Below are 7766 nucleotides of genomic sequence, written 5' to 3' on the forward strand. Positions count from 1 at the left end.
TTGAGGTTTGAGGTTTGAGGTCGTTCGCTTCGCTCTCTTTGAGGTCGGGAGCTTCGCTCCCTTTCAGTTAGATAATCGCGCCTTTGGCGCCTAATTATACCTCATACCTGAGAGCGGGCGTCGCCCGCGTCCTCATACCTCATACCTAATCAACGAGAACCGGGTTGAAGTCTTCCTGCCAGGGGAGGCCGTACTTGTTCAGTGCGTCCATGTACGGATCCGGATCGAATTCTTCAACAGTATGAACACCCGGGGTAGTCCACTTGCCGGTGAGCATCATGAGTGCGCCGCACATAGCGGGAACGCCGGTGGTGTAGGCGATTGCCTGGCTGCCCAGTTCCTTGTAGCATTCCTGGTGGTCGCAAACGTTGAACAGGTAGTAAGTCTTGGGCTTGCCGTCCTTGGTGCCCTTGAAAATACAGCCGATGTTGGTCTTGCCCACAGTGCGGGGGCCGAGGCTTGCCGGATCCGGAAGGAGTGCCTTCAGGAACTGGATAGGAACGATTTCCTGACCGTTGAACATGATAGGATCGGTACGCAGCATGCCCACGTCTTCCAGGCAGCGCATGTGGTCCAGGTAGCTCTGGCCGAAAGTCATGAAGAAGCGGATGCGCTTCACGCCCGGAATGTTCTTTGCCAGAGATTCAATTTCTTCGTGGTGCAGGAGGTACATGTCCTTCTGGCCCACTTCCTTGAAGTTGTATTCGCGCTTGATGCTCATGGCCGGAATTTCAACCCAGTGGCCCTTGCCGTTAGCGTCGGTGTCCCAGTAGCTGCCCGGAGCGGAAACTTCGCGGAGGTTGATTTCCGGGTTGAAGTTGGTGGCGAACTTGTAGCCGTGATCACCGCCGTTGCAATCCAGGATATCGATTTCTTCGATAGTGTCGAACTGGTGCTTCAGGGCGTAGGCGCAGTAAGCCTGGGTAACACCCGGGTCAAAGCCAGAACCGAGAAGTGCGGTAAGGCCCTTTTCTTCAAACTTCTTGGCGTATGCCCACTGCCAGCTGTAATCGAAGTAGGCGCTAAAGCCTGCTTCCTTGCAGCGCTTGTCGTAAACCTTGCGCCATTCCGGATCGTCGATGTTTTCCGGTTCGTAGTTGGCGGTATCCATGTAGTTCACGCCGCATTCAAGACATGCGTCCATGATGGCAAGATCCTGGTAGGGGAGTGCGATGTTCATCACCAGATCAGGCTTGTATTCCTTGATCAGCTTCACCACGTTTTCGGCCTTGTCGGCGTCAACGGCAGCGGTGGTAATCACCGTCTTGGAGTTCGGACGAATCTGTTCGGCCAGCTTTTCGCAGTTTTCGCGATGGCGGCTTGCAATGCAGATTTCAGAGAAAACTTCGCTGACGGTGCAGCACTTCTTGATAGCGACGGTGGCAACGGCGCCACAACCGATAATCAGAGCTCTTGCCATTTTTTTGTTTTTCCTTTTTGAAAAAATGAACGTGCAGGGGCGGCGACCCCTGAAGAAAAATAAGTGCTAGTAAATATAGAAAGCGGGGGAGGAGTCTTTAGAAATGGGAGTAAAGATGGGGTAAAAATTGCCTGAATTTAGGAGATGAAATTACTGGTTTTAAAATTGGCTTATTTTTTAGGCCAATATTGCTTAAAATTGGCCTGTTATTTGAGCCAATTTTGCAACGTAATTGAAAATTATGTATATTGCAAGCTATGAAGAATGCAATTGCCGAAATTATGCGTGAATTTTACGAGGAAGGCCTTCCCGAAAAAATTCACCCCCGTGTTGTTGAATACTACGAAAAGGCGCGTAATGCGACCTCCATTATCGGCATGCGTCGTGTGGGCAAGACCTATGTGGCGTTTCATCGAATACAGGAATTGCTTAGCGATGGTATTCCATTAGAACGGATTGTTTATATCAACTTTGACGATGAGCGCTTGCGAGGTGTTTCGGCAAACGACTTGAAGCTCGTTGGGGAAATTCATGCAGCCATGTACCCCGAGGCCGCAAAGGAAAAATGTTGGTATTTTCTGGATGAACTCCAGGATGTTGAAGGCTGGGAATTGTTTGCCCGTCGGTTGGTAGATTCCAATCGCGTTCAGCTTTGCCTGACAGGGTCTTCTGCGAAACTTCTTTCATCAGAAGTTGCCACGCAGTTGCGAGGCCGTTCTCTCGATGTTGAGATTTTCCCGCTTTCTTTTTCGGAATTTCTGACTTTTAATGGTCTTGTAAAGACTGTACCGCAGGCACCGTTTTCTCCGAGAACGGCGGGCTTGCTGCGAAACGCCATGATCCGTTATCTTGAAGAAGGCGGCTTCCCCGATATTCAAGGCGAAGATTTGCGAATCCGCAACAAACTGCTTCAGGAATATGTGAATGCCGTAGTTTATCGCGATGTGATTGAACGCCATGAAATTTCAAGCACTCAGGCTTTGCGCGATACTTTGGATTACATCATCCACAACTACGCCCGCAAAATTTCTACACGAGCCATCTCCGGTGCGCTCCGTGCCATAGGCGCTTCCGACAATCGCGAACGCATTTCTGAATACCTGCAATATTTTGTCAATGCATACTTGATTTATCCGGTTTCTATAAGGACTGATTCTCTGGCTGTTCGCCGCACGAATCCAGACAAGTTCTACATCGTCGATACCGGACTCATTCGCGCCATGACCCCAAAGAATGATGCGGAACGAGGCTGGCTGCTTGAAAACCTGGTGTTTATGCACCTGCGTCGCGGCAACAATAAAATCGAGTATTACATCAACAAATCTGGCGGCGAAGTTGACTTTTTGGTGACTGACCAAAATTCAAAATCACGGCAGCTAATCCAAGTCGCCTGGAACATGGAAAAATCCGAAACATCGGATCGCGGACTGTCGGCCTTGTGCCTTGCCCGCGATGAAATAAAAGTCAAGGACTGCCTAATCGTTACCTGGGATTCCGAAACCGTTCTGGATGACGGAATTAAAGTCGTTCCCGTTTGGAAGTGGTGCTTGGGGTAAGGCTTTGATAAATGATTCCTGGCCCTTGCTTTGTTAAAACAGTTTGTTTAAATTTATGTCATTCTCATCCGGCTTACGAGCCGGTCGTATAATTCTCTGCTTGCTGTTCGCGGCACAGTTTCTTAAACTGCACAAAGCCGCAGGGTACCTGGATAAGCGCTATCTGGACACGTAACGTAGGGCACCAAAAGGAATCCTTAAAACTTTACATGTTTCTGGCCTTGCCTCATTGGGCAAAGCCTCCTTTTACTACACAAAATTTAACGCGCCCTTTAGGACGCAGAGGATATAATGAACATTTCATTGTTGCATGATCCCTTTTGTAGGGATGTTTTATCTGACGTATCTACATTTCTTGAATTTGTGGAATACTTGACTTCTCGTGATGAAGATTTGAAGTCTGTTGTGGATTTACTGGACCGAGAATCGTTTGAACGAATTCCTGGCGACTATAGTGATACGAAAAGTCACGGCTATGCGGACTTAGCGTTTCTGGCCAAGGTAAAGAAGGAATGTCTGTCAAAAAAGAAGATTCCTGTCCAGGTTTGTGTGGGATTCTTGCTGGAACACAAGTCGTGGCCTGATGATGGTGTCGTAGATCAGTTGATTAGGTATCACTATCATTTGATGGTAGAAAAGCTGAAAAAGAATGCGGACAAAGGCATTCCCTCGGTGGCAATTATTTTGTACAACGGAACGGAATCTTGGAATCCTCTTGACGAAACATATTCTGATTATCCCAAGGCGTTGCAGAGTATTCTGCTTCCCTTCAAGTGTGTCTTTCTGGATGTTTCGACAGTTCCCGATGACAAGTGTCTGAATGATTTCAGTCCCCGGCTGGGGGCGTTCATTGGTGCTCTGAAATACGCACGTAATCCAGAGAACCATAGCGATTTCCTGGCGCAGATGGTAAAAAAGGTTAAAACGTCATTGACTGGAAACGAGGCCCTTGACTTACTTACGTCTATGGATGTATATTTTCGCTACTGGATTTCGGAAAACTTCAAGGAGGCATTCAACATGGATTTCGTAAGACCGCCATACAGGACGATTCATGACGCTGAAGTCGAAGAAGCCGTTGAAAAGGCTGTGGAAAAGACGGAAGACCGTGTTGCTGTCCAGACGGCACTCAAGATGCTGTCTGATAGTAAACCTATGGACGAAATTGTTCGTTATTCAGGCTTGTCCGAAGAACGAATCCGCTCGTTGCGACAACCGAAATAATCAGTTTTAAGAACTGCAAACGGTTTCATTAAAATTCCCGAAGGTTCTGCATGAATCTTCGTTTTTTTTTTGCTTTTTTACAATTTTTTTGAAAAATATTTAACATTGTCATAATATGACATTTGAATGGTGTTATATTATGGATAAGGATATTTTATATGCAAGCTATACATCAATTCTGTGGTCAGAAAAATGGATATTCTCGTTCCATTACGCTTAGAAATCGCTTGATTCCTATTGGAAAAACAGAAGAGAATATCCAAAAATTCTTGGAATCCGATAAAAATAGGGCGGATAAGTATCCCGGCGCCAAACAGTTGATTGATAATTTGCACAGAGATTTTATTGCTGAAGTCCTTTCAACACACTCTTTTGACTGGCAACCTCTTGCTGACTCCATTGAAAAATTTCAGAAAACTAAGGATGCCAGGGATAAGAAAAATCTGCAAACTCAGCAGACTAATCTAAGAAAGCAGATTGCTAAGGCTTTCTCTTCCAGTGAAAAGGGCAAAAAGCTGTTTTCCAAAGAATTGTTCACAGAACTTCTGCCAGAATACATTAAGGGCAAAGTTGACGAAAAAGCGAACGAAGAAATCGTTAAAGAATTTGATCGTTTTACCACATATTTTACAGGATTTTATGATAACCGAAAAAATATGTATAGCGACGAGGAACAAGCTACAGCAATTTCCTTTAGGTTGGTGAATGAAAATTTCCCGAAGTTCTTGACTAATGCAAAATTGTTTCAGGAAATAAAAGGGAAATACCCCGAAATTATCAATGATGCATTGAAATCTCTGAAGAACGAGAAAATTGATTCTTACTTCGAAGTCAATGGATTCAATGCTTGCTTGACCCAGCAGGGAATCGACGCTTATAACCAAGTTCTTGGAGGAACAGCAGCTGAAGCTGGACAAGAAAAGTCTAAGGGATTGAACGAATGTATTAATTTGTATAAGCAGCAGCATTCCGATGTCAAAATTGGGAAAATGTCCATGCTTTATAAGCAAATCTTGAGTGATAGAGACGGCTCTTTCATTGATGCTTTTGAAAAAGACGAGGACGTGTTTAAAGCCGTACAATCATACCATGAAATATTGATTTCTCAACTTTCTGAAATTGAAAAGCTGTTTGTAGATGCTGAATATGATTTAGACAAGATTATCGTTCCTGTAAAAAAGCTGACGGAATACTCCCAAGTTTGCACAGGTCGTTGGAATGTGGTTGAAGAATCAATTCGTCAAAACTTTATAGCAAAACATGGCGAACCGAAAAAGAAGAAAGATGAAGATGCTCTTGATAAGGAACTCAAAAAAGATCAATCTTTACTGGAACTGAAAAATATTCTTGCCAGCGCACCTTCTATGGAAGGAATCAACATTGTTGATTATTTGAACAACGATAATCTTGTAAAACAGACTTTCAGTAGCGTAGAATTAGAAGTAAAAAATTTAGAAGAAGGCTTTGTAACCTTAATTCAGAAAATTTCATATAAAGATGGGTCTGACCTGAAACAAAAGGATGATGATGTCGAACATATCAAGATTTATCTTGATTGTGCCCTGAATCTTTATCATTATTTGGAATTGGTGGATTATCGCGGAGAAGCAGAAAAGGATGGCGATTTCTATTCTACATACGAGAAGGTGATTGAACGACTTTCTGGAATTCTTTTCTTGTACAATAAAGTTCGAAACTATGTGACAAAGAAAATTGATACGGAAAAGAAGTTTAAGCTTAACTTTGATAGCCCAACACTGGCGAATGGTTGGGATGCCAATAAGGAATCTGCAAATAATGCGATTATCTTAAGAAAAAATGGGAAATATTACCTAGGCATATTTAATCCGAATGATAAACCGAAGATTGACAACGAGGCTACATGTGATGCTTCCGATTGTTATGAAAAAATGGTTTATAAGCTTTTGCCTGGTCCTAACAAGATGTTGCCCAAGGTTTTCTTCTCAAAGAAAGGGCTAGAAACATTTAACCCTCCAAAGGAGATATTGGAAGGGTATACGAAGGAACAGTACAAAAAAGGTGATACTTTTGACATCATTTTTTGTCATAAGCTGATTGATTGGTTTAAAGATGCAATCAATCAACATCCTGATTGGAAAAAATTTAACTTCAAGTTCTCCAAGACTGAGTCGTATGCAGATATAAGTGAGTTTTATAGAGAAATCACAGAACAAGGGTATAAGATTTCTTTCACAAAGATTGCCGAATCAGAAATACAGAACCTTGTTGATTGTGGTAAGCTTTTCCTATTCCAAATTTATAACAAAGACTATGCGGAAAATAGTTGCGGTTCTAAAAATCTTCATACTCTTTACTGGGAAAATCTTTTCAGTGAAGAAAATTTGAAGAATACTGTTTTAAAATTAAATGGAGAAGCAGAACTTTTCTTCCGTCCTCAAGTGATAAAGGAAGATAAGATTATCGCTCACAAGAAAGATTCCTATTTGGTAAACAGAATCGGTAAAGATGGCAAAAGAATTCCCGAATCATTCTATCAAGAAATTTACAAGAAAGCAAATGGGATAATAGACAAAATTTCTGACGAAGCAAAGGAATTTGAAAAGAATGCTGTCGTTAAAAAGGCAACCCATGATATTGTCAAGGATCGTCGCTTTACCCAAAATGTTTACCAATTCCATTGTCCTATTACAATGAACTTTAAGGCCGCAGAACTTACTGGCAAAAAATTCAATGAACGCGTTCAAGAGCTTTTGGCTAAAGATCCTACAGTAAAGGTTATCGGCATTGACCGAGGTGAACGTCACTTGCTGTATTTATCTTTGATTAACCAGAAGGGTGAAATTGAACTGCAAAAAACTTTGAATTTGGTTGAGTTAAATCGAAATGGCCAAACCGTCCAGGTTGATTATCAGCAAAAGCTTACTCTGAAGGAAAAGGAAAGAGATAACGCTCGAAAGAACTGGAAAACGATTAACAACATCAAGGAAATCAAGGAAGGTTATCTTTCTGCAGTTGTACACGAAATCGCCAAAATGATGGTAGAACATAACGCTATCGTTGTTATGGAAGAATTGAATTACGGCTTTAAACGTGGTCGATTCCCTGTTGAAAGGCAGGTTTACCAGAAGTTTGAACTGGCTTTGATTGAAAAGTTGAATTTCCTTGTCTTTAAAAACAAAAATGTTTCTGAAGCCGGTGGTGTATTAAACGCTTTCCAGTTAACTCAAAAGCCAGATTCTTTAACAGATTTTGGAAAACAAAACGGATGGATTTTCTATATCCCTGCGGCATACACTTCTAAAATTGATCCTAAGACAGGTTTTATTGATTTCTTTAAGCTTTCGAAGGTGGCTACAAAGAATTTGACAAATATGGATGCGAAAAAGTCTTTCTTTAAAGAGGCATCATCAACATGTGTGGAAGCATTTAGGCAGCCTTGCTAGATGATTCTCTCGATTCCGATTCCCATTCGTAGGCTATCTTTACATCTACATAGGAACAGCTCAACATTATCAGCGACAGCATGTTGTTCATGTTCCTGAAGCCATAGGCAGTCCGTATCAGTAGCTTTATCTTGTTGTTCG

Annotated in this window: 4 protein-coding genes; 3 read left to right on the top strand and 1 reads right to left on the bottom strand. The window is 42.5% G+C overall.

Features of this window, described 5'->3' with window-relative positions:
- Positions 1 to 145 precede the first annotated feature (145 nt).
- Positions 146 to 1420 (bottom strand): saccharopine dehydrogenase family protein, encoded by a 1275-nt coding sequence (locus MMG03_RS06650; protein ID WP_073159501.1) that lies wholly within the window; start codon positions 1418 to 1420, stop codon positions 146 to 148.
- A 257-nt stretch (positions 1421 to 1677) separates the two neighbouring features.
- On the opposite strand from MMG03_RS06650, the gene MMG03_RS06655 reads away from it, so the two are divergent.
- The 3 genes from MMG03_RS06655 to cas12a all read left to right on the top strand — a co-directional run bounded on the left by MMG03_RS06655 (position 1678) and on the right by cas12a (position 7625).
- Positions 1678 to 2976 carry an ATP-binding protein gene (locus tag MMG03_RS06655; protein WP_088665897.1) on the top strand — a complete coding sequence of 433 codons (1299 nt, stop codon included), beginning with the start codon at positions 1678 to 1680 and terminating at the stop codon, positions 2974 to 2976.
- A 291-nt stretch (positions 2977 to 3267) separates the two neighbouring features.
- On the top strand, positions 3268 to 4200 hold the full coding sequence (locus MMG03_RS06660) for an Rpn family recombination-promoting nuclease/putative transposase (RefSeq protein WP_112132722.1): 933 nt from the start codon (positions 3268 to 3270) through the stop codon (positions 4198 to 4200).
- A 158-nt stretch (positions 4201 to 4358) separates the two neighbouring features.
- Complete coding sequence (gene cas12a / locus MMG03_RS06665; RefSeq protein WP_249505929.1) at positions 4359 to 7625, top strand: type V CRISPR-associated protein Cas12a/Cpf1; 3267 nt, start codon at positions 4359 to 4361, stop codon at positions 7623 to 7625.
- The last annotated feature ends 141 nt before the right edge of the window (positions 7626 to 7766 follow it).

Source organism: Fibrobacter sp. HC4, assembly GCF_023373925.1.
Classification (GTDB): Bacteria; Fibrobacterota; Fibrobacteria; order Fibrobacterales; family Fibrobacteraceae; genus Fibrobacter.

Coding starts and splice junctions, on each gene's coding strand:
- MMG03_RS06650 (WP_073159501.1), bottom strand. CDS start 1,420: ATGGCAAGAGCTCTGATTATCGGTTGTGGCGCCGTTGCCACCGTCGCT.
- MMG03_RS06655 (WP_088665897.1), top strand. CDS start 1,678: ATGAAGAATGCAATTGCCGAAATTATGCGTGAATTTTACGAGGAAGGC.
- MMG03_RS06660 (WP_112132722.1), top strand. CDS start 3,268: ATGAACATTTCATTGTTGCATGATCCCTTTTGTAGGGATGTTTTATCT.
- cas12a (WP_249505929.1), top strand. CDS start 4,359: ATGCAAGCTATACATCAATTCTGTGGTCAGAAAAATGGATATTCTCGT.